At 38.5% G+C, this 25,954-nt stretch carries 26 protein-coding genes and 1 pseudogene; 3 read left to right on the top strand and 24 right to left on the bottom strand.

Annotated elements, in window-relative coordinates; genetic code table 11:
* Nucleotides 1-38: 38 nt before the first annotated feature.
* From AC04Q6_RS01555 to AC04Q6_RS01595, 9 genes are all read right to left on the bottom strand, one after another.
* Nucleotides 39-590: a hypothetical protein gene (locus AC04Q6_RS01555; RefSeq protein WP_118071929.1), complete on the bottom strand. Its 552-nt coding sequence runs from the start codon at nt 588-590 to the stop codon at nt 39-41.
* A 135-nt stretch (nt 591-725) separates the two neighbouring features.
* On the bottom strand, nt 726-1,382 hold the full coding sequence (locus AC04Q6_RS01560; protein WP_242997146.1) for an ATP-binding protein: 657 nt from the start codon (nt 1,380-1,382) through the stop codon (nt 726-728).
* A gap of 11 nt (nt 1,383-1,393) precedes the next feature.
* Nucleotides 1,394-1,579 carry a hypothetical protein gene (locus tag AC04Q6_RS01565; protein WP_005423080.1) on the bottom strand — a complete coding sequence of 62 codons (186 nt, stop codon included), beginning with the start codon at nt 1,577-1,579 and terminating at the stop codon, nt 1,394-1,396.
* A 127-nt stretch (nt 1,580-1,706) separates the two neighbouring features.
* Entirely contained in the window at nt 1,707-3,059 is a 1,353-nt protein-coding gene (locus AC04Q6_RS01570; protein WP_226844725.1) for a L,D-transpeptidase family protein, read from the bottom strand.
* Nucleotides 3,060-3,271: 212 nt separating this feature from the next.
* Nucleotides 3,272-4,699 carry a DUF4179 domain-containing protein gene (locus tag AC04Q6_RS01575; protein ID WP_118071927.1) on the bottom strand — a complete coding sequence of 476 codons (1,428 nt, stop codon included), beginning with the start codon at nt 4,697-4,699 and terminating at the stop codon, nt 3,272-3,274.
* Complete coding sequence (locus AC04Q6_RS01580) at nt 4,699-5,217, bottom strand: RNA polymerase sigma factor (protein ID WP_118071926.1); 519 nt, start codon at nt 5,215-5,217, stop codon at nt 4,699-4,701. The genes AC04Q6_RS01575 and AC04Q6_RS01580 overlap by 1 nt, the downstream gene beginning before the upstream one ends.
* 288 nt (nt 5,218-5,505) lie before the next feature.
* Complete coding sequence (locus AC04Q6_RS01585; RefSeq protein WP_118071925.1) at nt 5,506-6,138, bottom strand: PBECR4 domain-containing protein; 633 nt, start codon at nt 6,136-6,138, stop codon at nt 5,506-5,508.
* Nucleotides 6,139-6,536: 398 nt separating this feature from the next.
* Entirely contained in the window at nt 6,537-6,875 is a 339-nt protein-coding gene (locus AC04Q6_RS01590) for a glycoside hydrolase family 95-like protein (RefSeq protein ID WP_476389491.1), read from the bottom strand.
* 110 nt (nt 6,876-6,985) lie between these two features.
* Nucleotides 6,986-7,528, bottom strand: a complete 543-nt coding sequence (locus AC04Q6_RS01595) for a group II intron maturase-specific domain-containing protein (protein WP_431833597.1) — start codon at nt 7,526-7,528, stop codon at nt 6,986-6,988.
* Between the two features lie 119 nt (nt 7,529-7,647).
* Between AC04Q6_RS01595 and AC04Q6_RS01600 the strand changes: the two are divergent.
* Nucleotides 7,648-8,519, top strand: a pseudogene (locus tag AC04Q6_RS01600) (helix-turn-helix domain-containing protein).
* A gap of 47 nt (nt 8,520-8,566) precedes the next feature.
* On the opposite strand, the gene AC04Q6_RS01605 reads toward AC04Q6_RS01600, so the two are convergent.
* The 12 genes from AC04Q6_RS01605 to AC04Q6_RS01660 form a co-directional block, all read right to left on the bottom strand.
* Nucleotides 8,567-9,925: an FtsW/RodA/SpoVE family cell cycle protein gene (locus AC04Q6_RS01605; protein ID WP_118071922.1), complete on the bottom strand. Its 1,359-nt coding sequence runs from the start codon at nt 9,923-9,925 to the stop codon at nt 8,567-8,569.
* 3 nt (nt 9,926-9,928) lie between these two features.
* Nucleotides 9,929-10,258: a PadR family transcriptional regulator gene (locus tag AC04Q6_RS01610; protein ID WP_055066334.1), complete on the bottom strand. Its 330-nt coding sequence runs from the start codon at nt 10,256-10,258 to the stop codon at nt 9,929-9,931.
* Between the two features lie 487 nt (nt 10,259-10,745).
* Nucleotides 10,746-11,303, bottom strand: coding sequence for a signal peptidase I (gene lepB / locus AC04Q6_RS01615; RefSeq protein WP_055066335.1), 558 nt, complete (start codon nt 11,301-11,303; stop codon nt 10,746-10,748).
* Between the two features lie 10 nt (nt 11,304-11,313).
* Complete coding sequence (locus AC04Q6_RS01620; protein WP_070100277.1) at nt 11,314-11,751, bottom strand: helix-turn-helix transcriptional regulator; 438 nt, start codon at nt 11,749-11,751, stop codon at nt 11,314-11,316.
* Between the two features lie 155 nt (nt 11,752-11,906).
* A complete protein-coding gene (locus AC04Q6_RS01625; RefSeq protein ID WP_118071921.1) occupies nt 11,907-13,298 on the bottom strand; it encodes a DUF4179 domain-containing protein in 1,392 nt (463 codons plus the stop codon).
* Nucleotides 13,295-13,852 (bottom strand): RNA polymerase sigma factor, encoded by a 558-nt coding sequence (locus AC04Q6_RS01630; protein ID WP_059085740.1) that lies wholly within the window; start codon nt 13,850-13,852, stop codon nt 13,295-13,297. Before AC04Q6_RS01630 ends, AC04Q6_RS01625 begins: the two co-directional genes overlap by 4 nt.
* A gap of 575 nt (nt 13,853-14,427) precedes the next feature.
* Entirely contained in the window at nt 14,428-14,979 is a 552-nt protein-coding gene (locus tag AC04Q6_RS01635; protein ID WP_118071920.1) for a hypothetical protein, read from the bottom strand.
* Nucleotides 14,980-15,000: 21 nt separating this feature from the next.
* A complete protein-coding gene (locus AC04Q6_RS01640) occupies nt 15,001-15,240 on the bottom strand; it encodes a hypothetical protein (protein WP_005423104.1) in 240 nt (79 codons plus the stop codon).
* Nucleotides 15,241-15,718: 478 nt separating this feature from the next.
* Nucleotides 15,719-17,578 (bottom strand): asparagine synthase (glutamine-hydrolyzing), encoded by a 1,860-nt coding sequence (asnB, locus tag AC04Q6_RS01645; RefSeq protein WP_118071917.1) that lies wholly within the window; start codon nt 17,576-17,578, stop codon nt 15,719-15,721.
* A gap of 417 nt (nt 17,579-17,995) precedes the next feature.
* On the bottom strand, nt 17,996-19,102 hold the full coding sequence (locus AC04Q6_RS01650; RefSeq protein WP_118071916.1) for a DUF4179 domain-containing protein: 1,107 nt from the start codon (nt 19,100-19,102) through the stop codon (nt 17,996-17,998).
* Nucleotides 19,096-19,635: an RNA polymerase sigma factor gene (locus tag AC04Q6_RS01655; protein WP_055056185.1), complete on the bottom strand. Its 540-nt coding sequence runs from the start codon at nt 19,633-19,635 to the stop codon at nt 19,096-19,098. The genes AC04Q6_RS01650 and AC04Q6_RS01655 overlap by 7 nt, the downstream gene beginning before the upstream one ends.
* Nucleotides 19,636-20,014: 379 nt before the next feature.
* Nucleotides 20,015-20,341, bottom strand: a complete 327-nt coding sequence (locus AC04Q6_RS01660) for a hypothetical protein (RefSeq protein WP_476389492.1) — start codon at nt 20,339-20,341, stop codon at nt 20,015-20,017.
* 269 nt (nt 20,342-20,610) lie between these two features.
* Here AC04Q6_RS01660 and AC04Q6_RS01665 point away from each other — a divergent pair, with 269 nt between their 5' ends.
* Nucleotides 20,611-21,150, top strand: coding sequence for an RNA polymerase sigma factor (locus tag AC04Q6_RS01665; RefSeq protein WP_059085733.1), 540 nt, complete (start codon nt 20,611-20,613; stop codon nt 21,148-21,150).
* Nucleotides 21,147-21,941, top strand: a complete 795-nt coding sequence (locus AC04Q6_RS01670; RefSeq protein ID WP_118071915.1) for a hypothetical protein — start codon at nt 21,147-21,149, stop codon at nt 21,939-21,941. The genes AC04Q6_RS01665 and AC04Q6_RS01670 overlap by 4 nt, the downstream gene beginning before the upstream one ends.
* A gap of 208 nt (nt 21,942-22,149) precedes the next feature.
* Here the strand turns inward: AC04Q6_RS01670 and AC04Q6_RS01675 are convergent, their stop codons facing one another.
* From AC04Q6_RS01675 to AC04Q6_RS01685, 3 genes are all read right to left on the bottom strand, one after another.
* A complete protein-coding gene (locus AC04Q6_RS01675; protein ID WP_330384579.1) occupies nt 22,150-22,776 on the bottom strand; it encodes a hypothetical protein in 627 nt (208 codons plus the stop codon).
* 36 nt (nt 22,777-22,812) lie between these two features.
* The gene (locus tag AC04Q6_RS01680; protein ID WP_330384580.1) at nt 22,813-23,106 is read right to left on the bottom strand and encodes a hypothetical protein; all 294 of its coding nucleotides are present in this window, start codon (nt 23,104-23,106) and stop codon (nt 22,813-22,815) included.
* Nucleotides 23,107-23,811: 705 nt separating this feature from the next.
* Complete coding sequence (locus AC04Q6_RS01685) at nt 23,812-25,920, bottom strand: glycoside hydrolase family 3 C-terminal domain-containing protein (RefSeq protein WP_118071914.1); 2,109 nt, start codon at nt 25,918-25,920, stop codon at nt 23,812-23,814.
* Nucleotides 25,921-25,954 lie beyond the last annotated feature (34 nt).

Below are 25,954 nucleotides of genomic sequence, written 5' to 3' on the forward strand. Positions count from 1 at the left end.
AAATCAATCTTTTTAGCAGAGCATCCCCTGTCAATGTTCTATTTTATTCGTTTGTAAATAATCGGCTCATCATAACCAAAAGTTCTTTTCCCATTTACTTCCATGGACTCTGATACTTCCAATTGATTTTCAGTGAACTTTTCATGCAGAGAAAATTTCAATACGGGTGAAAACATACTTACACTTCCGCCTTCCCATGTATCACCTGATTTTCTGAAAAATGCAGGAGTAAATTTTGCAGAACACTTTAGCTGATCATAGTCGGCACCTTTGAAGATTTTGTAAGTAAAATTCTTTTTATCATATCCTTCCGGTATCTCATAAGAAATAAGCTTTATTGAATTGCTTTCTTCCATAAAAAGAAACAAATGTGAAGAAGAGCGGGTAGTCCCCTGTACAGAATAATAACTTTCTTCAATCATAAATACGCCTTCGAAACCATTTGGGAGATTTGCGATTTTTGAATTACATATTGTATTGATGTGCTTTGCATATGGATACTGTGGATTTGTCTTACTTATTTTCTCAAATTGATCCTTATTATCAAATTTTCCATTCAACAGCGTAACAAAATTTATCAAGTTAGCCATGATCTTATGCCTCCATAATCTTTATCATATAGTTTTCATTCACTATACACCTTCCATATAAAAGAGTCCATGTACAAAATAAGGGAATATATAAACAAAATGCATCAGTTAACAAACATCGGCAGGGGGAGCATATCATTGTCCAATTGATATGCCCCCTCTAGCTATAATCACAACAGCAGATGCATCACTTCTGTTCATTGTACGTATTTCTCTGGTAGCTTCCAGGCCATCCATAACTGGCATCATAATATCCATCAGAATTACATTGATCTCACCAACACCTGATTTTGCAAATGCTTCAACAGCTTCCTTGCCGTTTGAAGCCTTTATAATTTCTGCTCCTGCATTTGTCAAAAGAAATTCCGCAATTTCCATATTCAATTCATTGTCTTCGGCCAAAAGGATTTTCATGCCTTCAATTGATACATCATCATCCTGGCTTTCTGCCTGCTTCATATCAGCAGAAATAAGGAATGGGAGCTGTACCATGAATGTGGTTCCTACATTTTTCTCGCTTTCAAATTTAATCGTACCGCCCATTTTCTCTATTAGTTTTTTTGTAATTGGCATACCAAGACCTGTTCCTCCATAAACAGATCTTGCACCGCCTGTTTCCTGAGTAAATGGCTCAAAAATATGGTTCTGAAATTCTTTACTCATTCCAACTCCGGTATCCTTGCAGTGAAACTCAAACAGTATATGCCTGTCATCCACCTGTGTTTCATAATAGCTAAGCAGTATTACTCCTTTTTCTTTATTGTATTTGACAGCATTACTTATGATATTCATAAGGATTCTTTTTAAACTTTAATCACAGCACTTTTGCATGCTCTGTCAATGTGTTTATTTCCATAAATAAATTTTTCTTTGTACCCATTATATGGTTCCAGTATTGATACGTCAATCCCATTAATGTGCCTTCTCTTCTTCACTCTTTGTGAAAGGAAGAGATTGCTAGCTTTTACCAATCGCTCTTCCACTTCCACATCAAGTCTGCTTTGTTCTGGATTACCGAAATGGTGATCATGCGTCAGGCTGATACTGTTGACAATGAAAAACAGGAGCCAGCTGCATTACAACTTAGCTCCTGTCCTGTACATCTTGAATATAGAATTAGTAAAAACAGATTATCGGGACATCATACTGAATAAGACTATAAAGCTGTCCGGCATTTTCTGGTGGAAGATTGATGCATCCATGAGAACCACCTGTAAGATATCTGTCACCACCAAAGTACGGCTGCCAGTCTGCATCATGAAAGCCAATTCCTCCATTGAATGGCATCCAGTACGTTACCGGCTGTTCATAAGAATAGGTTCCATTTGCTGTCATTTCACCTCGCAGCACGGACGGACTGCTCTTTGAATTCAGTGTGAATATTCCAGGGGGTGTTTTTCTATCCGGATCGCTTGGCAGTCCGGATACGATTTCTGATTGGAAAATAATATTTCCATTCTGATAATACCACATATACTGTTCTGTAAGATCTACCTCTATATATGTATCTCCAAGATCATTGATTCCGTGTGCATTTGCCCTCATAGAATATACCGGTTCCCTGGTTGTCTGGGTTCCTGACTGAATTTCCTGCATGAGCTGTGCTACTTCCTTGTCCTGATCAATCTTCCATCCATAGGCTGAGCCATATACATACACCGTCCTTCCGCTCGTGGTCTGGAATTGTCTTTCAGTGCCAACTGTATCATGATCTGCTGCAAGCTGTGCCACATAATCCACTACATGCTGCCGGAAGGCTTCATCATTCTGGAGCAGCTGCCCTTTCTCGTCAAACTGCAGCCAGTTTTTGATGGTATTCCCATCGAGTGTTACCGTTTCATCTCCAAATGTATATGTGATATTTACTTTTGTCAGGTTCTTATATGTATTTACCATATTCTGAAGCTCTGAACTTTCTTTCGTCACATCTGCTTTCTTATAAGCCTTTGGATCACTTTCCAGATCTACCTCTGCCGCATCGTTATCGATTGCCCTGCATATCATCTGATAAGCTTCTTTGGTATTTAATTCATTGCCTTCCGTTTCTGGCACAATAGTGAATTCTGAGTTAACAAAACTTACATACGCATTTTCCGGTGCTATCTGATTCTCTTTTTTCGCACAATTTAATGAATTTACCTGTTCTTCCAGTTTCTCCCGGCTGAAAAAAGTCTCTTCTTGAACCATATAGTTTTTTGTTTCAAAAAGACTGCCGATCCATTCCCATGATTTCTGAGTTTTCAGCAGCTGGAGAACCGCACCGCTGGATACGTATTTATAATCAATATCTTTTCCTGTAATGGCCTGCGGGTCCTGCATTCTTGCCCTTACCTGAATAGTATAGTTATCCTTTTTCCCAGCAATCTCCTGCTCAACCTCATATGCTGTCTTATTTGAACTGTCAATCCCATTGATGGTCGTCCCATAAAAGAAGTGATATGAGTAATAATAAGATATACCTGCATACATACAACAGCCTATAACAAAAAGCATCAATATCATCAATATTACAATTTTCTTAATTTTATTTTTCTTCTTTTCTGAAAATATAATGGATCTGAATTCCGATTTATCCATCGGCACATACACAACTGAACCTGGTCTTGCCGATTTTGTGGTTCTCATTGATTGCCCTATCACTTCTTTTGGTCTCATGTCTTATTTATCTTTCTTTGAATCAATTAGCTTTTTGCATTGTCACTGTCAAAATGTAATGTCTTATGGTACTTTGCATTTTCCTCCAGAAGTTTTTTCCATTTCTGTCCGTCTTCTTTCGTAGGATTATCAAAATTCTGCTGCCCCTTCAGTTCATCCATATACTGGATATAATCCAGGAAATAAATATCTACTGTCGAAATATCCCTGTCCTGAATTGCGAAGTTATTACAGTTTCCAGTAGACTCATTATATGGAAGTGTGTTCCCATTGGCATCAAGAGCTACCATGAAGCAGTCACTGTTGGATCCTTCCTTATAAAGTTCATTTACCGTCAGTTCATACGGAGAACGAATTACGGATTTGAGTCCGATACCAGCATCGTTTGTATCATTCAGTTCCAATACTTCTGTCCGGGAATCATCTACTGTAACCGGGATATCGAAACTCCAGTCACCTTCATATTTGTAGTAGCCGGCATCCCTTCCATAGTTTTCATCATCCGCTTCTGACCACTCATAGTCTGCTTCCAGCCCTCTTACCTTCGTGATATCCAGATGCAGATTAAAAGTATCCGGAATCTCAATATCTTTAATATATTTCTGATATGCTCCACCACGCTCAGATACTTTATTGATAAACTCTTCCAGCAGTGCATAACCTTCATCCGTCTGATCATCTAAGTCCGCCTGAGTTATTCCCATCTCATCCATTACCTGCTGTGTCATTTCATTGTATTTCTCATTATATTCCGTATAGTCTTTTGCCGCCTGAGCAAGATCATAACGGAAAATGCATGCATAGGTGTTGTCATCCAGAAACTGTCCTTCCACATGACCGTCGATCACCCGACTAGCTTCTGAATCAAAGTCCACATCTCCAGTCATATCCAGATCAATGACCGGTGTTCCACTTTCCGCCCTGGTTGACGTTTCTGGAAATGGCTTATCACTCTTAAACTGCATAGTTATATAGACTGCCTGGCTGTTGGCATATACCTCAGAACATGTAATTGTCAGCCCATCTGCTGTTTTAATGTAAGCATTCTCACTAGTGGCATTACCTGTCTTGTCCCCATCTGCTTCACTGCCATCTGCCGTTGTTCCATCAACGGATTCCAAGGTTGTTGCATAATCCGAAAAATCACCAAAGAAACTTACATTATCCTGCAAGATTTCAAAAAGCCCTCCTACAACTGGGATATTCTTTGCCATTACTGGATTGGTTGCACAGAATATAAATCCGACTGCCAATACCGCTGCCATACCTCCTGCTACCCTGCCTCCAATTTTCATCCAGTGATATGGATCCTTTGGTGCTTTTTTCTGTAACACAGCATTATTTTCAATCAATCGATATGCCTGATTGATACGTTCATGCACGATTGCCGGCATTTCTGTATCCTTTTGAAGTTTTTCCTGGAAGTCTTTCTCATTATTATTTAAAGTCATCATTAAACACGTCCCTCCTTAACCTTATATCCATACTTCTCTGCAATCTGTTTTCTACCACGATGAAGACGAGATTTCACAGTGCTTTCCTTCATATCCAGAGCGTCACTGATCTCCCGGACACTAAATCCTTCCATATAGTACAAAAGAACAACCAAACGATATTTGCTATCCAATGTTTCTAATACTTGTGCCCATTCCATCGCCGCATATTCTTCTTCGTGAAAAGGTGTTTCCGGCATCTGATCCGTATAAGTAACCAGCTTTTTCTTCTGTATCATGTCCTTACACTTGTTGATCAAGATTCGAATCATCCAAGTTTTAAAATATCTGTTCTGTTTCAGACTTTTCAGATTTTCATAACAGGAAAGAATCGTATCCTGTATTGCATCCGCAACATCTTCATCATTTTTCAGATATGCTGCCGCAATCTTATACATACTCTGTACATTCTCATCCATAAGTCGGCAGAAAGCATCTTTGTCGCCTTTCTTCGCTTTTCGTATCAAAACCTCATTCATTGTAGTTCCGGCTCTCCTATCTCAGACTAGTCATCCGTAGTATACTATAGAAGCTTCATTTATGTGCTTCTACTTATTAGACGTGCGAATCCCTAAAAAGGTTGCAAATATTTTTAAAAAAATTATCCCAGATAAAAACACCCCCGAAATCGTTCAAATTTTGTGATCATCAGGTCCTATTAGGGTATAAAAACAGCCGTACCATGTGCGTTTTACATGATACGGCTGTCAATAATTCTCATACCCTCAGGATAGATTAATTGAATCGCCAACTAAGACTCTCCATTTTTATTTATGTAATAAAGTTTGATCCAGCATGTTTTTAATTTCATCCGGAAGACTGTCTATCATTGCATTTTCATCCATAAACAGTAAAGTTGTATATTTTTTCGCATCATTCGGTGCTGAGAAAATATGAGTTACTGTATATGCTGTTGTACTTTTAGAAAAACAATCTTCATCTCGCAGTGATTCTACTACAAAGCAATCGCCTTTTTGCTGTCCCTGATCATCATACTCTTTATTTAAGCATAGAGTAAAATTAAGATCTGTTGTGCCAAACTTATAAGTTCTCGTATCTGTAACAATCTCTTCCAACATAAAGCCTTCTGAGCCAGCCAGCATTGCAATCTGGCCGATATGCTTAATTTTACGCTTACACAATGAAAAAGGGTGCTGCGGTGTAAAAAATATCTGCGAAGCCTGAAGCAGTTTTTTTGCTGCATAACTATAAAACTTTTTTGCGGAAAGGTTTGTGGCCACACCTGTTAAGTGCCTGAAATTGGCAGCTTTATAAAGCACCTCAATATATCTGCCTTCAAATACATATAGAAATCTTTTACCTACTAAATGCTTCCTATACAGATCGGCAGCTATTTTAATCTCCTGTACGATTTTCTCTCTATCCTGTTGTTTTCCAATCTATCTTTTCCCAATCATCACTATAATATAAAAACAGCACCGGACAACTTTTTGTTATCCAGTGCCCATAATCATAAAAAGCGGTTTTATGCTGGCTGTCAGCCGCGACATCCTTCCGAACGTCTAAAATGTCGCCGGTATCATTAAGTCCCCGGCGCGGACTCACCGTATCTCCCTGGTGTGGGCGTAATACCCTTCCGAGTATCAAATAGTCCCAGTAATTACCCTGCCCGGGCACAGTACAGCTTTTACGTGCCGCTACACGAAACCTTTTGGTTTAACTATATTATATGCGATACCCTAAGAAATATCAATAGTTTCTGGCAAAATCGATTGGCTATATTTTATTGTACCCCATTACTTACCACTGTCTATGATTTCCAGGCCCTCGGGACAGATCAACCAAAAATCATATCCTCTGTCACATCAGGTCTTAAAAATATTGTTTTTGAAATTCCATTACATTCCAGCGTTACTTTCTGCTCACGGGAAGAGCAGAGGCGAACCCTGTGTATCCTGCCATCTCTCCATTCGAAATCAACTGTGATGTCACCCTGTACCTTCATTCCTCGGACATTTCCGTCTTTCCATTCATCCGGAAGTGCCGGAAGTAACAGGATATGCCCTTTCCTGCTCTGGATAAGCATCTCTGCAACCGCAGCTGCAAAGCCAAAGTTCCCATTGATCTGGAACGGTGGGTGTGCACACAGCATATTGGGATAAATGCCGCCTCCCACACAGGAGATATTTTCCTCCCTGGTATAACGGAGCTGGTTTGATCGAGTAGGAGACGGCTTTTGCCGCCGACCTCTCACACCACCGGACATACGGTTCCGCATCCGGCGGTTCAGTTAACTTGACATCTCGCTTTACAAAGATATTCCTCGGCTGAGAGTAAACCAAATTTCTTCAAACGTGCATTTGACATCGCATAACAAACAGTTTTTGTACGGCACACTCGGGCATATCCATGAAATCCCGCCGCACACCTTGCATTCTTTTTACTAATACCCAGTTTTACCAAATTTTTATATCTGGTTTTTGGATTTTTCCAGTGTTTCCATATGCACATCCTGAATCTATACCTGATTACTGTATCAAGTTTTCGGCTTACTGTAAGAATTGAGCCAATTTTAAAGTAATTAATCCATCCTCTTACTACCTCTGCTATCTTTTTCGCTTTGTATGAATTACTCACGCTCCACTTGCGGCTCGTAAGTTTCCTGACTTTCTTCATTACTTTATCCAATGACTTTTTCGGAACTTTCATCCTATATTTCTTTTCCTGAAATTGATAATAAAAAGCAAATCCCAGATATTTTGCTTTTGTCGTACTATCATTATACTTTTTTATTATAAAAAAATACATAAACAACATTCGCCAAAACATGCACAAAATGTTATACTTTTACATAATAGCCAACTATTTTTTAACAATATTTTGTAGAATCGTAAAATTGCACAATTCATATTGTTGTGTTTTGTGCAATATGACAAAGAGGACATTACTTGTATACATTATCAGCATACTATCACAAATCCAGGGTTGATTTTATGGATAAAAAACATCCCCTGTTTATTGGAAGCTGCGGTACTTATCATCTATACACCGTAGAAAAGCTTCCTACCCACCGCCCGAAAGACCGGCTTGATTATCAGCTTCTTTACATCGCATCCGGACGGGCACATTTTATTTTGATGGAAAACCTACTGTTGTAGAAGCCGGCAATATGGTACTCTACCGTCCACGTGAGGAACAACGCTATTATTATGGAGCGGATCAGACCGAAGTTTACTGGGTTCACTTTACTGGAAATAATGTAAAGAACTTTCTAAGAAGATATGGGATTGCCGACGATACCCGCATTATTTATACCGGTATCTCCATTGAGTACAAAAATCTATTTATGTCTATGATCGAGGAACTGAATCTGCAGCGAATTGATTACGAGGAGATGCTGATAAATTATTTCATGATTCTCCTGATCAGCCTCCATAGAATAGCACTGCAAAAGCCACGTAAAAAGAACCTTCAGAACATGAACGATATGGAACAGGCTGCACAGTACTTTCGGATGCATTATAATAAACCTATAAGTATTGAGGACTATGCTGTTTCCCACAATATGAGTATCAGCTGGTTCATCCAGAACTTCCGTCAGTATGCCAATACTACATCTGCTCAATACGTGCAGTCTCTGAGGCTTACCAATGCAAAAATGCTTCTGGAAACGACCAATTATAATATCACAGAAATAGCCAACCTGGTCGGGTACGAAAATCCATTATATTTCAGCCGATTTTTCCGAAAACAGTGTGGCATGTCCCCTTCACAGTTCCGCAAGCAGCTGGTGCTGAATGCAGAAAACTGTCCAAAATAAAACCAACCAAAAACGCTGGGAGCAATTCTCAGCGTTTTTGATTGGTTTTAAATATTACGATACTTTTTTACCTTAGAATTAATGGACATAAAGCCTGTTTCAGGATGTCGCGGATAAATATTCTTATACCTGTAAGTACTCAGCACGATCCCCATGAGTCCATAAGAAATTATAATACAGCTTCCTCCGGCTGAAAAAAACGGAAGAAATGTTATTGATTGCGGAAATACGCCAAGATTCTCAAGGACATTTATCAAAAAACTGATGAGAAATACAATTCCGCACCCGCATCCCATCATCATACCCAGCTGATTTTTCTGTCGCAACGCAGTGTTAAAGATTGCAAAAATCAGAACCGCAAGAACACAGCACAAAAGTATAGCTGCAATTATTCCATATACAGATGACAGATAGGTCAGAATATAATCCGCGTTAAATGCTGGCAGGATTCCCGTTACATCTGATTTGCTTTTCCCGATCAGCTTATTCTGTCTCCAAAGTGAATGCAACATTTTTGTGAGATAGTCTGTTTCGCTACCACTGGAAAACATCGCCTGTATGCGCGCAATTTGATATTCCGCCAGCCTGTTTCTCAGGTACATACCCAGGAAAGCTGCTATGGGCGCGGTCAAAAACACAGCCCAGATTCCACAGATAGTTCTTTTCTTTCTGACAGTAAACCAGTCCTTTTTGATTGCGATCGTCAACATAGTCAGCATAGTTACCAGCATCACACAAGCTGTCCTGAGTGCCGGCAGGCTGTAAACTAATATTACTGGAGCAATCAGCCATAAGATTGCTCTTATCAGTCCCTTATATCCCCACCCATGATATTTATATAAAATTGCTCCATATATGGGGACATAAAACAGCATCAGTTTTTGTACATCCATGCCTCTTCTGCCTCCTGGCAGTGATATAAAAATCCTTGCTCCGTTTACCTGGCCTCCTTCCAATATAACCAGCAAACAGACGGACAATAAAACAGCTGCAATTATTTTTGAAAATTTTGCCAGTACGGTATAGTCCAGCAGATACAAAATCATCATGACAGCCAGCCCGATCATAACATGAAACACATATCTGTCAGAACCGGCTGCCGCATTCTCACTGGCTTTTCCGGAAATCCCTGCATGTATCAGAACACCTGCAATGCTGATAAATATAATCATTCCCAAAAGTTTCCATGCAGCCTGAGGTCTGTGGATACTGTCAAGGGAGATTCCTGTTTCCACAGGATCCCCCATGTCTCTGACGGCTTCCTTCTCTGCCTGTTCATGATCCATGCCTGCCTTCATGTTTTCCGCAATCTGATCCTCCATATGATCCTGCAGTTCCTGTTTTATGTATGGTCTGGCTTTTGTGCAGCGAATCTGTTCCAGCAATAATTTCAGATATTCATCCATAACTCACACCTCCAGTATAAGCACATTGGTCACTGCTGCAGAATACTCTTTCCATTCCTCTATTTTCTTTTCCAGGAATCCTCTTCCCTGTCTGGTAAGGCTATAATACTTTCTGGTCTTTCCAGCTACATCCTGTTCATATACTGTCAGGAGTCCTTTCTCTTCCAGGCTGTGCAGCAATGGATAAAGAGTTCCTGCCTTCAGCTCAAATACATTCTGAGATTTTTGCCTCAGTGTGTCGATCATCTCATATCCATACATATCCTTTTCAGACAAAAGTTTCATTACAAGCATTGCCATACTTCCTGAAACCAGCGCTCTTTCAATAGCCATCTGGCCCACCCCCTTCTTAGAATAAGTTATATATCGACGTTCTATATATCGGTTGTCTATATAATAGATTATTTTACGTTATTTGTCAATATATCAATAAGATTTATCAAAAATTTTATATTTTATATCTAATTTTTGATTATCCGCATAGATACTATACTTTCACGTATTTTGAAGTATAGAAAAACTATAGAAAATCATTCATTATACCACGATTTGCATTGTAGAACAAATGTTTTTTTATTTTGCAATTCATCTCCTACCTGTAGAGGAAGGAGAATTCTTGCTATATATTCTGTTAAATACCTTACGGCTGGACATGCTCTACGGAAAAGACTTCCTTGCAATCCTCCCAATGCGTATTGTAAAGAACTTGATCATGTGGCCAACTGATTACATATATTTGAAAATATATAATCTTAGTGATATCAAATAAAAAACGCGAATATTCCAGTGCTTAATAAGCCACTGATATTCGCGTTTCTTATTATCCTAACCACTTGAAAGATGGATAGTATCTTACAATAGCTTTCCCCACAAGCTGGTCAAATCGCACGAATTTGTTTTTCCATGAACGTGAATCCTTCGAATCATTCCGGTTGTCACCAAGCATGAAATAACTGTTTTCCGGAACTGTATATGGACCATAACTTCCGATCATTTTCTCCGGAATGAAAGAGTCATCCAATGGAGTGGGTGAACCATCAATGTAAACTTTCCCATCCTTAATTTCCACTACCTCTCCCGGCAGTCCGATCACTCTTTTGATAAAAAGACGGCTTTCATCATCTGGGTATTTGAATATTACAATATCAAATCGCTCCGGGTCCTTGAACTTTTCAGAAATTTCATAACCGAACAGATTAAGATTAATTCCATACGCAAGCCGAAAGCCGAAAAGGCGGTCTTTCACCATAAGTGTTTTTTCCATGGAGGGTGAAGGGATTTTTGCGTTAATCAAAACAACATTATTGATAACCAGAGTAATTGCCACTACTATTACAATCAATTTCACATAGCCTAACAGTTCACGCCAGATTTTCATGCTCTCCACCTCACCGTTCTTCATTATTCATATATCTGAACAATCTTTTGTCATATTTTGCTTCCCGGTACCAGCCAATTCCGATCATGACCACGCCTAATACAATGGTAACCGTTCTGACCATTGTATCAGCTGAAAACAGGCAGGAAATTACAATTCCAGTTCCTGCACCTGTAAAAAAGTCAATAACAGACTTTTCCCGTTTCAATGATCCAAGCACTCTTTCTTTATCCATGGTTTTTACCATTTTGACATCTTCCTTTATTAAGACATCGAGAGAAATATCAAAACGGTTGCTGATGTCTATGAGAATCTGCAGATCCGGATAGCTCTTTTCATTTTCCCAATTAGACACAGTCTGTCTGGTAACATGAAATATTTTTCCAAATTCCTCCTGGGTCAGTCCCTTTTCTTTTCGTATTTTTAGTATCTGCGTTCCAATATTCATATTGCTCTGCTCCTGTTCTTCCAATCGGTTTTGCTTTCTCACTTGGATTATATAAAAATTTCTGCCAAATGAAAAGCAATTTACCTTTTACAGCGAAAAAACAGGTATGCAAAGCTTCTTTGACATGGGATTTTTGAAAACAGATTCACGTTTCTCTACTTAATCTGAATCCTTATTTTATCCCCGACAGGTGTCCAGCCGGATTCTGCAGTGATTTCACCTGTAGCTCCATCATAATATGCGCTTTCTTCGGTTCCGTAATCTTCATCCGTTTTATCTGCTGCGTCGGTATTTTCTTTCTGGTCTGTATCGTCTTGAAGCCTTACTTCTGTGGGAGCATCTGCCCCTCCGATAATTTGAGTTTCAACCTGATCCTCTGCATCTGACGGATTTTCTCCCTCCAAAGTATCCTCTGGAACTTCTTCTACCTCTTCTGTAGTCTCACCAATTTCTACAAAATCGTCATCACCCCAGACAGTGTCTGCAGCAGCCATGTAAGGTTCTCTGGTATAAAGCTGTAATTCCAGATAATCGCTGTCAATATCCGGGAGCAAAAGAACCGGACCGTCAGAATCCAGCTGATACATGCCCCAGAAACTGGTTTTAAAACTCCATTGAGTTTTACCATCTGCTGCCGAATTACTGCGCAGTTCATACTGTACCTGATTTCCTTTACTGTCTGTCCCCATAAGCATCATCTCATTACCATTATACAGCTTTTCCTCAAGTTCTTCCGGAATTTCTGCCTTAATTATACTTTGCAGTTTATTCATGGAAAAGTCTGTTAATTTTACGGTTCCTTCTTCTGTTTTAACAGAAACATCTTCCAGCTTTTTATGAACTGTCTGTTTCATAAGCTCCTCATGGGGAATAGAAAAATCAAACTCAAACTCTGCGAAATAATCTTCGCCAAGATTTTCATTTTGATAGGCACCGAGTACCAAATGTACTTCTGGATTTTCTCCCAAATCACCATCAAGGGAAAACCGGGATTCCAGAACAGCATCATAGACATTTTCATCCAGTCCAGTATTTAGCAAATCTTCGTCCGAATATGGCAGAAGGTGTCCGCTTTCGTATTCTTCAATTTTCTGTCCATTTATTGTAGTTTTCTGATAATCAATGTCAAGCTGTGTATTGGCAAAGGTCCAGTCATCCTGGACATCATCCGTGTCCTTTTGCCCGGAAGATGTTTTTTCTGCATGCACCTTTGTTAACAGAACCCCATTATCCAGAACAACTTCTTTTAATGTTACAGTAATTCCTTTGTCTTCCTTAGAGGTATTCAACACTTCCGTATAAGATTCAATGCCTTTTGGGAAACCAAGGGTTTCTCCTATGGACAATGTAATATTTTTTATTGCAGCCTGGATATGTGGATTAGAAAAGATAACAGAACCCAAGGTGACGATCACACAGGCAGCTGCTGCTTTGCTCCACCCTTTTGGTCTCCGGTTTTCCTTTTTTTCACTCCATTCCCGCTCTGCTTCCTCTATATATTTCGGATCAATATTACCAAATTCTTTTGAAAAATCAAACTTTTTCATATGCGTCCTCCTTCTTTTTCCAACAGTTTCAACAGCTTTTTCCGGTTTCTGTATAAATTCATTTTCACGCTTCCCGCTGACATATGATGCCTTTTGGATATTGCAGAAACAGGATCTAAAAACCAGTATCTTCGTACAAAAATATTTCTGTCCTTTGGAGACATTTCTTCCAAAAAACGATTTATGGTTTCCATCAGTTCTTTTTCCGCCAGCTGTTCTTCCACGGTATAAGTTACATTTAGCTGCTCCATTTCCTCCATAACATCTGCCATATGAACATCCGGGCGCTTGCCTGCAAACTTTTTCCTTAAGCAGTCAATACTAAGATTTCTTGTAATCCGACCGCAAAAGTGTGCCAATACAGGAGGATGCGTAGGTGGAATCTGTGACCATACTGAAAACCAGGTATCATTCAGACATTCCTCGGCATCTTCTCTATTCGCCAATAAATTCCAGGCAATCTTGTAGCAATAGGGATGATACTTAGTACTCAATTCTATAATTCCATTCTCATCTCTTTTCAAAAACAGGTTTATAATTTCATCATCATTCATTTACAGGTTGTCCTCCGGGTTTCTTTAAGATAAAAGTCACTGTCCATAATCTGACCAGCAACAGATAAGGCGCCTTTTTGAATAAAAAAATTTCCATTCATATTATATATCGTAAAAAATAGTGGATGGTAACAAAAAAATTTAATTTTTTTCAGTTGAGATCCAAACTACAGTTTTGGTTTTCAGAAGATTACCTTTTAGAGGTAAAAATAATGAAAAGCAGCCGATATTCTCATTTTATAAATCATGAGATACCGGCTGCAACTGCTGTTATAAAATATTTAGTCCAATAAAACTCCCTCTATTTGTATTTTTTAGAAAAGATTTGCACGTCTAACTCATCACTGAAATAACGAGAATGCGACGCACAATTATTCAAGTCGTTGAGTCACTCTTGAAAGTAAAACCGTATTACACTTGTAAAAAAGGTCTGCCGCTTCTGCACTCAGATTTTTTAGCAAGTGTAATATTCTACATATTCCTGAACTCTCCTTATGGAGTAACATATCACTGATATGGACAAACAGATACCTTTCGACGATCAATCAGTCTATTAATTGTTTTTAGTAGCAACATCAAATTGAATCAATTTCTTTATATAACTTTATTAATTGCTTAAGCAAATTTTCATATTCTTTTATTGTCTCATCCGAGTCAGACTCTTTTACTATATCCTTGTCATTTCGTAGATTAGAAATTTCAAATGGGTATTGGTTCAATAATTTGATTGTTTCTTTGCAATTTGGGATTAATTGATTTCTTTTATTATATGGAATCACATTTATGCGCTCTCTTAAATTATGCCGCAGATTGTATGCAAGCCAGTCTGCCGTATCAAAAAAAGCACGATACTCATGTCCATATGCTTTCTCAAGGTTTCCTTTGATATAAGAATAGTAATCGTATCCTTCCGGCACTTTTTTGGTTGTGCTTGCAAAAATCCTTACAATATGATCATATGCATCCCGGTGCTCTTTTAATGGCTGAATCAATGCATCCCCATTTTCTGATATTTCTTCGGCTGTAAGTAGATAAATTTTGGTTTTTTGATGTAATTGATATATCTTTTTCCACAACATCCCAATCTCATCGTTTTGCATCAGATTAAAAACATTTTGTTCAGCCATTTAAAATACCCCGCTATTGAATTAATGAATTTTTAACTTTGACTCCTTTTCCCTCATTACCAGAAACGATTTTTCATCTAGAATACGGTCACCAAAAATCCGCCAGGATCCACGTCGCTTTATTCGGTACGCTTTAATAGTGGAGATTTGTCCGTTTTCACAGTTTCTTGAAAAATTTTTCCTATATTTAAAAGTTTCTACTATCCCCCATAGAGTTCCTGCAACTATAAAAAAAAGAAGTACTGCTACAGCTTCAATCATAAATATTCTCCTTATCATCCCAGTTGCATGCATCGTCACAATCGGACTGCATCCCAAGGTCTTTTGGTTCGATCACATTTCTTACACTACTACCTGCACTATATTTTTCTCTTCTGTAAATTATGCTAAGATGAACAAATATTTCTCTGTAAAGTAACAAAAGAATAAATCCAACAAATATACAGGATAGTAATATAACTCCTTTCCTAGATGCCACAGATTGCAATTGTGGATTTCCAAGGAAGCAAACTGCTGAAATTGCGCTTCCTGATTTGCCTTTCCATTTAAGAACAATGAGTCGAAAGCATCCAAAACCGTAAGATCTTTCAGATTTCCACCCACATACTCCTTAAACTCTTCCTCCAATAATCCGAAAGTTTCTATACAAACAAATAGAGTTTTATCATAAAAGTCCCAAATACCATTGTCAACGGATTTTTCGTATATTTATATTTTTACCGTCTCATAACCAACTCTCTCACTTCGAACATGTAGCAAAAAATCTATCATACCAGATAAGGAATGTCAAAACTGTCCAGATTTTACGGCTGTTATCTGCCTTTTTCTCTTTGTGCTCTTTCAGAAGTAAAAGAAGCTTATCTGTATGAAAAAACTCTTCTGCTTCTTTCGAGGTAAATAACTCCTTTACCCTCTGATACCAGTCATCCTGCCGCAGCCACACACGGATTGGAATTGGAAAACCAAGTTTCCTACGTTCATCGGTTTCCTGTGGAAGAAATTCTGAAACAGCTTTACGGAAAATATATTTGGTTGTACCCGCTGCAATCTTGGCTTCTTTCGGAAGCTTTGCTGCAAAGTCAAAAACTTCTTTATCCAGAAATGGTACCCTGACTTCCAATGAATGTGCCATGCTCATTTTATCTGCTTTCTGTAAAATATCGCCAGGAAGCCAGTATCTCAGATCTACAGACTGCATTTTTTCCATGTCTCGAAGTGATCCTCTGTTTTCTGACTCAAGTTCTTTAAAAAATGGTCTTAAATATTCCTGTGTGGAAGGTCCTGTTACTTTATTTTTCAAAATCTGCGCTTTCTCTTTTTCACGGTAAATATATGCATTTCCGATGAAACGTTCTTCCACTTTCATTCCTGCACGGATAAGGAAATCTCGTCCCTTCACATCCGGCAGCTTTGCAGCCAGTTTTCCAATTACACGTCTGACACCAAATGGAATCCAGGCAATTTTTTTCAATGATTCCGGTTCTCTGTAAATATTATATCCACCGAAAAGCTCGTCTGCTCCTTCTCCGGAAAGAACAACCTTGACATGACCTGCAGCCTCTTTTGAGAGAAAGTAGAGTGCAACGGCAGAAGCATCAGCAAGGGGCTCATCCATATGATACATAACATCTGGAAGGGCATCCCAGAATTCCTGCTTGGATATGATTTTCACATGGTGTTTTAAACCAGCTTTTTCTGCCACTTTGGCAGCTTTGTTTACTTCACTATATCGGTCTCCCTCATCGAATCCCACTGTAAATGCCTGATCTGCACCAGAGGAAGAAGCCAGATAACCGGAATCCACTCCCCCGGATAAAAACGCGCCGACTTCCACATCACTTAACATATGGTGCTCCACTGAATCCTTTAAATTCTCTGCAAGCTGATTCCGCAGCTGCTCCATATTCGTCTTACGGTCCCATTGGCCTGGTGCAAGCTTTGTTTTGAAATAAGTCTTTATCTCATAGTTTCCGTTTTTATATAAAAGCATATGACCTGGCATAAGCTTATAAATCCCCCTGAAAAAAGTTTCTTCCAGAGGGGAATATTGAAATGACAAATACTGCTCCAGTGCCTTCTGATTTACTTTCCTTTCATAGCCTGGAAATGCAAGGATACTCTTAATTTCAGAAGCAAATACAAAGTGTCCATCTATTTCGGCATAGTACACAGGCTTAATTCCAAAAAAATCCCTTGCAAGCATCAAACTCTGCTCCTGTTCATTCCATACAGCAAACCCAAACATTCCCCTGAGCTTATCCAGTGCCTTCTCCCCATACTGCTGAATAGTATTTATCAGAACCTCCGTGTCAGAATGAGTACAGAAAGAAATGCCGAAAGCCTCAAGTTCTGCCCGCAGTTCCTTATAATTATAGATTTCTCCATTAAAAACAATATGAAGGTTTCCGTCCGCACTTTCCATAGGCTGCTGCCCATCTTCTAAATCAATAATACTAAGTCTTCGAAAGCCCAGCGTGATCTTCTCCCTGCAAAAAGAGCCCTCACTATCCGGGCCCCTATGCTCAATGGCCTTCATCATCCTTTCAATTACTGTCTTCTGATCCTGTCTGTAACCTGTAAATCCACAGATTCCGCACATTTTATCCTCCGTATCTATTTGATGTAGTTTATACGCTGCAGCAACTCTTTTACCACAATTGAATCCCACATAGTCACATCGTAATCATAGTGGTCTGTGAGTCTGCGCTTCAGCTTGTGTTCTCCCTATTTTTCTACAGATGTAGAAATCTTTTCTAATTTTACATCTGTAGAATCAAAAAGTCAATCTTATTTTCTACAATTGCAGAATCTATGTCATATATTTGATTACCCGTCATGACATACCTCAATGACTCAGTTCTTACAGATTTTCAAACGGTGTGAATGCCTCACTGCTGATAAAATGAAAAGCCGGAAAAACGGTCTTTTGTTACAGAGCCATTTTTCCGACTGTATGGTTACCTATTTTCTCATTATCTAATTATGGGAGGATTTTTCTGTATCACCGAAAAAACTATTATTCCCGCACTTCAAGCCACTGGTCAATGTTCCCAAAATGTACCGCCTGCAGGTTATCTACATCAACCAGTTGCGGGAAGCTGTTTCTGATGATCATGACACCATTTTCCTTATCCTGTTTTTCTCCACCGCCAGCGATGCCTCCCATGGTCCTATCAAGTGTTAAAACCGTTCCATCTTTATAACGCACCTGGTCAATACTAGTTCTGGCATAAAGATCCATGCCATAGTCCGTACCTGCGTACTCAAATTTGTTTTTTTCATCTTCATACACCTTCATAGCTTCATCATAATCAAGATATAATGACCATAAAAGGGGCGTTACTTCCATTTTTTTCACTGTGATTTCATAACCTCCAAAATCACATTTCCGGTTCACTTCCAGAGTTGTCGGAGGCTTTACTGCACCCAGAGTCCATTTAAAATCCCATGTTCCATCTGTAATAACAGTCGTATCATAATCTCCTTCCTCCGTAAGATTCTTTAATGTGATTTCTACTGTTTTATTACTCAGATCATAATCACCGTCATAAGATATACAGGCGTTAAAATATTTAAGATGTGTAGAATTTTGATCTGTTTTCAGTAACACATCCTGTCCTACCCCAGTATTGAAACTTCCAAATCTGTTATCGTCCACTGCATATACTTCTTTTCCATCGATCTTAAAATGTGTCATCTCCTCAAAAGAAGTATGATCAGTCATAGAAATACTGTCCTCTGTTTTCACTTCAAAAAAAGCATACAGGAATCCCTGATCCTGAATAGAATCTGTCAGGGTAACCGTCACACCATTTTGTGTTACAGACTGGTCTATATTCTGAATATAAGTTGATTCCTGCAGTGTCTCCTGCTGTTCCTCCGATGGATCCAGTCTTTTCACCAGGTAATCATTCCATTTAAAGAACTCTTTTGCAGCCACAGTAACAGCCATACCAGTACAGATTACTGCTGCTGCAATCAATAATCGTCCACTGATTTTTTTTCTTTTGTATTTTTTATCAACTGAATCCGCCTGTTCAATCTGTTTTAGTGTATCTTCAAATTTATTATGAAAATCCTGTGGTACTTCCGGTGCGATATTATTCCATTTCTTCTCTAACATGACATTTTCCCCTTTCCTGTTATTCTCTTTAATTGCTTGCTGTTTTTCCCAGTTGCCGGTCTTTTCTCTTCTTCGGATAACTGCACCTTCAAAAACTCTCTTGCACGTGAAAGTCTGCTTTTGATCGTTCCTTCCGGAATATCCAGAGCCTCACTGATCTCTTTCAATGAAAATCCTTCTAAATAATACAATGTTACCAAAACCCTCAGATCCTCCGGAAGTTCCATAATCGCCATATACAGATGACTGTATCTATCCTCCTCAGTCATTTTCATATTGTCCATATATTCTTCATATGGAATAACATTTTTTCTTTTCCGAAGAATCCCTTTGCATTCATTGATCAATATCCTTGTGATCCATGTTCGGAAATATTTTTCTTTCTTTAAAGTGGGAAGTTTTTCATATGCCTTAAGAATTGTTTCCTGCACAGCATCCCCACAATCAGAGTCATTCTTCAGAATGGACTTTGATATATGATACAGCATGGCTTCTGCATCCCGAACCTCCTTAATAAATACATCTTTTGTCATAACTTTGTCTTCTCCTTTTGTCCAGCTGGATTACTACTCATGTTTACTTTTACACTAATTAGATGCATCGGAAAGGAAATCGGTTCTCATAAAAGTATTTTTTTCCGTTGTCTCTTCCATTGCCAACGAAATATCCACTTTTTTTAATCTCTGTTCTGTTTGTGTTTTTTATGTAATTCCGTAATATATTCCTCAAGCTTCTCTTTGTCTTGCTCTTCACAGGCGACCAAAACCAAACACTGCTTAGATCAATCCGATATGCTTTTACTGTTTTCTCACCCAGTTTCTCTGTATATGTGCAATAATTCCAGAAACGGTGCTAATTTATCCGGTAGTTTCATTTTTACTCTCTTACGTTTTTTACATTCTCCGTATTATACTACCATTTCACCAGAATATTTTCAGAAATTTTACAAACAAAAAGATGGACATAAGCAAGATCATACATGACAGAAGCACTCCTTGCATTGCCAATCAGATCCAGATTCGGATATTCATCAACGATGGATAGCAGGTTGTGTTTTGTATCCCAGCTGTCACAAGGGATGATGACATGATCTTTGCTGTGAAATTCAGGCATAACATGACTCTCACAAAGCAGTGTCCATTCAGATAGTTGGAACCGTTGTGTGCGGCCCAGTATAGATAATATCAGCAGAAATAAGGTATCTGCTGTCGGAACAAAAAAAGTTTCAAAATAGATCAAAAAATATTGCTGAAGTCTACCTATCAGTGTTTTTTCGCTGTATAATGTTTTTGCCGTACAGGGTCACTTTCCTTTGTAATGTTTTATGCCAAATTCATTATACATCAGGAAATCCTGTACGATATTTTTTTATAAAAAAGTTGTAAAGTGGTGTATCAATATCATAATTTTCTAAAATTGAAACTTTTTGCTCTTTGACAGGATATATAAGAATGTAAAGGTTAAAAGCTTTTAATTTTTGAAAATATTAAAAAGAAAGTAGGATTGATATGACAGATGAAGCAGAACTTTTGCAGCGTCTCAGGAACAGAGAAAAAAATTCAATAGATGAAGCAATCCGAATTTATACGCCGTATTTGAGTACTGTTTTGTATCATATGGCCGGCAATTCACTGCCGAAAGAGGATATTGAAGAAATTGTGGCAGATGTGTTTGTTGTACTTTGGAAGAATACCGGGAGGATAGATTTGCAGAAAGGTACATTACGGTCATATCTTGCTGCTGTTGCCCGGAATTTTGCTCTGAAACGGATAAACAGAAAGATGGATCATACATCTCTTGAAGATATTGAGCTGTCAGATGGCAAAAATTTCATGGAAGAGAATTTTCACAATAATTATGTATGGGAAACAGTTATGAGCCTTGGCGAACCTGACAGCGAGATTTTTGTAAGGCGGTATAAATTTGATGAAAAAATCAAGGATATTTCAAAAGCAATGGGACTTAATATTTCTACAGTTAAGACCAGACTTTCAAGAGGAAAAAGAAAACTCAGAAAAATGTTATCGGATGCGGAGGAAAAATTATGAGAAGAAAAAATTTGCTTAAAGAATTGGGAATACAAAAACAGGCAGATATTTCCTGCAATGCTCTTGATATTGATACAGAGAATGTCAGACAGAGAGTCTATGCAAAACTTGACTTCGCAGATACAGAAAGGGAGCAAACGACTATGAGATCAAAAAAGAAAATATTACCTTTGTTGATAGCTGCAACACTTACAATTGGAGTTACTGCTATGGCAGCAACAGGAAAGATTTCAATGTGGACAGGTTCATCTGCATCACGTGCTGATTATACATCTCTTCCAACGTCAGAACAGATTACAAAGGATATTGGGTATAGACCGGTATTGATTGATACCTTTGAGAACGGGTACTGCTTCAAAGAGGGCAATATTATAAAAAACAGTTTTAAGGATGGCAATGCAAATGTAATTGAGAATTTTAAATCTGTGTCCTTTGATTATCAGAAGAATGGAGATGTTGTATTGTTTGAACAGCAGAAATTTAACTCAAAACTTACTCCGTCAGGTGATATTATTGCCACTGTAAATGGAACAAATTTGTATTATGTACATTATATAAATAAAGTGGTATCAGATGATTACGAATTGACAGAACAAGATAAAAAAGACCAGTCCAGTGGAAAAGTTATATTCAGTTACAATGACAGTGCTTCTCAGATTGAAGTCAGTCAGGTTCAAAGCGTTAACTGGAATAAGGATGGCATCCAGTATGATTTGCTGCAAATAGATGGAAAATTATCTGCCGGAGAACTTGCAGATATGGCGAGAGAGATTATTAATAACAGAAGATAAAGAAAAAAGATGGTGGATTCAGTCCGGTTCACCATCTTTTTGTAACTGTTGTGGAAATACCTGTATCGCAGCTGATGCATAATATGTTATAATTTACAGATACTCTGACCATGACATCGTATAATAAAAAATGGCGAGATGCTTATCGTAACACCCCGCCAAACATCCAATTACACAACATTTGAATAATCAGATTCTGTTCAATCTTTTATACTGTCAACAATTCAGCATTTTTTATGATATCTTTTATCTTTTTTTCGTCCATTTCAGCTACATCCGCGATCTGAGCAGCTGTATAACCTTTGTTGTACATTTTCATAATCATTTCCCGTTTACCCATCTCAATTCCGGTTTCAATTCCAGTCTCTTTAATTTTCTGGCTCAAATTACACATAATACTCACATCCTCTCTAAAATCCTTTTCCATTGGAATTGCATATTCATTTCCAATGATATCCAGTTTTTCGTTTGCTGTTAAATCCTGAGATAACAATGCTCCCAGTAATCTATGTAATTCATATTTCTCCTCATGCTTCGGAAGTTCTTTGGCAAGTCCGATCATTACGATATTAACCAAGTCCAGTTTGCCTTTCCATGCATGGGAATTTACAATACTATCTTTCACCAGGTGAATGTGTTCCAGACTATTTTCCGGCATATTCATACAAACCCAGATGGAATAGACTCGCTTGATATCATTATAATTTGAATTTGAAAAATCTCTTTCTTTTTGCGAAGAAATCATACGGCTTACATAAAAGATTGCCCGATTCAATATATCATACCCGTTTGGTTCGTCCTTTTGGGCTTCTACATTGATAATAATCTGCGACAATCCATCCCTCATTCTGACATAAAATATAATATCAAATCATATCATTCCCTCATGAAGCTCCGGATTTTCAGAATTAAGACCAACCACACGAGATCCAGCATTTTTAATAACAGCATTAGTAAGACCAGTTTCTATCGGAACAGTGTTAATAAATGGTTCGCCTTCAATGTAAGAAACCACCTCTTTCGGATCCATTCCTGCATATTCATCAACAGTCTTTACTAATATATGGGCCAGGATACTTTTCTGGCCAAGTAATCGTTTCGCGCTTTCATCATATTGTGCGTCTTTATCCGTCGTAAGAATCGTATTTTTGATTTCTGTATTCAAAGTCTTTCTCCTTTTCTACAGCACTTTAAAAACTATTCTTCGGCTATATATTTATTATACTCTAAATCTGCGTTTTCAACAACATCCAATTACCTATAGATTTTGTGAATATCCACTTTTGGTTTTAATACGTAAAAATCTTTTATAATATAAACAGTATCTCCTTGCTTACATCATAAAAGATTTCTCCAATAGTCTATATTAATTTTAATCATTTACTACTAAAAAAATAGATAATTGCAAATTCGTTTCCCAGTGCCATGCAATCATCAGAAAAAAATGTCTAGGTTGTTTTATGACCACATTTTTACCCAGTTTTTGTTGCTGCTTGAGCGTATTCCTTACCACTGAGTACCATTTACTGATAGAAGTTCATGAGTCGTTAAACCGCATATTTCCTGTATTTATGCGAGTTTCCGGAGATACTGAAATTTCACTACCACATTTTTGGACTCAATGCCATTCTGTCTAAATCTCCTATTCTATACGGTTCTATACGGTGTAACACCGTTTTATCTTAAATCTGACCATGTTTGTGCCACAGTGAAAATTGCTTTTTAGATCTGTGTATAAACATGGCCAGATAGTAGTTAGTTGCATTTTTAAAACTTATTAAGTTTAACATATCCGGGCAGGAGGTTCAAGATACTGTGATGAGAAAATTTTATTAAAATTGTTTTCGGCTTATTTTATCAAAGACTCAGATCATTCTATATTGAATCGAAGTTCTAAAGGCTTTCTTTTTAATAGCCTTTCACTTCGGCGATCCGGCTGGGAAGTTCCAATATAAACAGAAAATTCATCACTGTCTATATACCTTTTTCCTTCTTCATCCACAATCTGCAATGCATCTTTATCAATTTCTATTTCAAAAGTTTCTTTTTCTCCGGCATTCAGATGTACTCGTTTGAATGCACAGAGGTGATAATTTCTTACCGCATATTTTGATTTCCAGTCCTTGATATAAACCTGCACTACATCGTCGGTGTCTGCCAGACCTTCATTTTTTACAGTACATTTTAATTTTAAATTCTTATGTTTCTGTGGCTTTTCCGTAAATTCCGCAGCTTCTGCAAATACATCTCCGTAGGTAAGCCCAAATCCGAAGGGATATAATGCTTCCTTCTTCATATACCGGTAAGTTCTGTTTTCCATGGAATAATCGGTAAATTCCGGAAGATCATCGGTATCATAATAGAATGTAACTGGAAGCTTTCCGCTAGGGGACACCTTGCCAAATAATATGTCTGCCAGTGCTGTTCCGCCTTCAGCACCCGGATACCAGGCTTCAAGAACTGCATTTGTATGTTGATCTGCATAACGAAGATCCATTGCACTTCCTGACATTAATACGGTGACAACTGGTTTTCCAGCTGTTGCAACCGCTTCCAGAAGCTTCTGCTGACAAAGAGGAAGCTCCAGAGATTCCTTGTCTCCTGCCTGACCTGCATTTCCCTCATCCGGTTCTTCTCCCTCAACAGTTTCATCCAGGCCAAGCACAAGAACAACAAGATCACTGTGTTTTGCAGTAATTATCGCTTCTGAGATCCGATCATCCGGCCATGCTAGAGGCTCGGTCTTATCCTTATACAGATGGCAGCCTTCTGAATACAGAACTCTGCAGGTTTCTCCTGCTTCCTTTTGGATTCCATCCAAAACAGTTACATAATGTGAGGAAGTTCCGTGATAATTTCCAGAAAGCACTCTTCTGCTGTTTGCATTTGGTCCTATTACACCAATTGTCTTTATTCTGCTTTTATCTAAAGGAAGGATTCCATCATTCTTTAAAAGAACGATTCCTTTCTCTGCCGCTGTGACCGCAAGTTTTCTATGTCCCTCACACTCCACAACTTCATAAGGAATACTGTCATATTCACTTCCATCAAATAATCCTAATAGAAACCGCGTTGTATACAGTCTGACACAGGATCTGGTAATCTGCTCTTCCGTGATCAGTCCCTTCTTCAGCGCAGCCATTATATAAGCATACGTGCATCCGCAGTTTAGGTCACAGCCCGCATCCAGCGCCATTTTTACAGATTCTTTTGGCCCTTCCGTCACTTTGTGGTTCAAATGGAAATCCCGGACTGCCCAGCAGTCTGATACAACATGTCCTTTGAATCCCCAGTCATCTCTTAATATATCTTTCAGCAATGTTTTACTTCCACAGCATGGTTCGCCATTTGTCCGGTTATAAGCTCCCATTACAGCTTCAACGTCCGCTTCCTTCACAAGGGCTTCAAAAGCTGGAAGATAAGTTTCATACAAATCTTTTGGAGAAGCCTTCGCATCAAATTCGTGTCGGAGTGCTTCTGGTCCGGAATGTACTGCAAAATGCTTTGCACAGGCTGCTGCCTTCATTGTATCCCCATCGCCCTGAAGTCCTTTTACAAATGCGACCCCAAGTCTTGAAGTCAGATAAGGATCCTCTCCATAAGTTTCATGTCCTCTTCCCCATCGAGGATCCCTGAAAATATTGACATTGGGAGACCAGAACGTAAGGCCTTTGTAAATATCCCTGTCCCCTTCCCCGGAAAATGCATGATACTTTGCTCTTCCTTCTTCTGCGATTACATCTGCAATTTCTTTTAGTTTTTTATCATCAAACATTGCAGCCAGTGCGATCGCCTGCGGGAAAACAGTAGCAGTTCCGGCCCGGGCCACTCCGTGAAGAGCCTCATTCCACCAGTTATAAGCGGGAATTCCAAGGCGTTCAATTGACGGTGCATCAAACTTCAGCTGCCCTGCTTTTTCTTCTACCGTCATTTTGGCAACTAGCGCTTCCGCTTTTTTTCTTGCTTCCTCTCTATTCATCCTTATTCCTTTCCTGGTACAAGTACCGTTTCAT

Source organism: Blautia sp. HA9023, from assembly GCF_056504095.1.

What these genes read in the sequence shown, in the direction of transcription:
- AC04Q6_RS01555 (WP_118071929.1), bottom strand. Translation starts at nt 590, where the DNA reads ATGGCTAACTTGATAAATTTTGTTACGCTGTTGAATGGAAAATTTGAT.
- AC04Q6_RS01560 (WP_242997146.1), bottom strand. Translation starts at nt 1,382, where the DNA reads ATGAATATCATAAGTAATGCTGTCAAATACAATAAAGAAAAAGGAGTA.
- AC04Q6_RS01570 (WP_226844725.1), bottom strand. Translation starts at nt 3,059, where the DNA reads ATGTATGCAGGTATATCTTATTATTACTCATATCACTTCTTTTATGGG.
- AC04Q6_RS01575 (WP_118071927.1), bottom strand. Translation starts at nt 4,699, where the DNA reads ATGATGACTTTAAATAATAATGAGAAAGACTTCCAGGAAAAACTTCAA.
- AC04Q6_RS01580 (WP_118071926.1), bottom strand. Translation starts at nt 5,217, where the DNA reads ATGAATGAGGTTTTGATACGAAAAGCGAAGAAAGGCGACAAAGATGCT.
- AC04Q6_RS01595 (WP_431833597.1), bottom strand. Translation starts at nt 7,528, where the DNA reads ATGTTTTGGCGAATGTTGTTTATGTATTTTTTTATAATAAAAAAGTAT.
- AC04Q6_RS01605 (WP_118071922.1), bottom strand. Translation starts at nt 9,925, where the DNA reads ATGGATGAATATCTGAAATTATTGCTGGAACAGATTCGCTGCACAAAA.
- AC04Q6_RS01610 (WP_055066334.1), bottom strand. Translation starts at nt 10,258, where the DNA reads ATGGCTATTGAAAGAGCGCTGGTTTCAGGAAGTATGGCAATGCTTGTA.
- lepB (WP_055066335.1), bottom strand. Translation starts at nt 11,303, where the DNA reads ATGAAAATCTGGCGTGAACTGTTAGGCTATGTGAAATTGATTGTAATA.
- AC04Q6_RS01620 (WP_070100277.1), bottom strand. Translation starts at nt 11,751, where the DNA reads ATGAATATTGGAACGCAGATACTAAAAATACGAAAAGAAAAGGGACTG.
- AC04Q6_RS01625 (WP_118071921.1), bottom strand. Translation starts at nt 13,298, where the DNA reads ATGAAAAAGTTTGATTTTTCAAAAGAATTTGGTAATATTGATCCGAAA.
- AC04Q6_RS01630 (WP_059085740.1), bottom strand. Translation starts at nt 13,852, where the DNA reads ATGAATGATGATGAAATTATAAACCTGTTTTTGAAAAGAGATGAGAAT.
- AC04Q6_RS01635 (WP_118071920.1), bottom strand. Translation starts at nt 14,979, where the DNA reads ATGGCTGAACAAAATGTTTTTAATCTGATGCAAAACGATGAGATTGGG.
- AC04Q6_RS01640 (WP_005423104.1), bottom strand. Translation starts at nt 15,240, where the DNA reads ATGATTGAAGCTGTAGCAGTACTTCTTTTTTTTATAGTTGCAGGAACT.
- asnB (WP_118071917.1), bottom strand. Translation starts at nt 17,578, where the DNA reads ATGTGCGGAATCTGTGGATTTACAGGTTACAGACAGGATCAGAAGACA.
- AC04Q6_RS01650 (WP_118071916.1), bottom strand. Translation starts at nt 19,102, where the DNA reads ATGTTAGAGAAGAAATGGAATAATATCGCACCGGAAGTACCACAGGAT.
- AC04Q6_RS01655 (WP_055056185.1), bottom strand. Translation starts at nt 19,635, where the DNA reads ATGACAAAAGATGTATTTATTAAGGAGGTTCGGGATGCAGAAGCCATG.
- AC04Q6_RS01665 (WP_059085733.1), top strand. Translation starts at nt 20,611, where the DNA reads ATGACAGATGAAGCAGAACTTTTGCAGCGTCTCAGGAACAGAGAAAAA.
- AC04Q6_RS01670 (WP_118071915.1), top strand. Translation starts at nt 21,147, where the DNA reads ATGAGAAGAAAAAATTTGCTTAAAGAATTGGGAATACAAAAACAGGCA.
- AC04Q6_RS01685 (WP_118071914.1), bottom strand. Translation starts at nt 25,920, where the DNA reads ATGAATAGAGAGGAAGCAAGAAAAAAAGCGGAAGCGCTAGTTGCCAAA.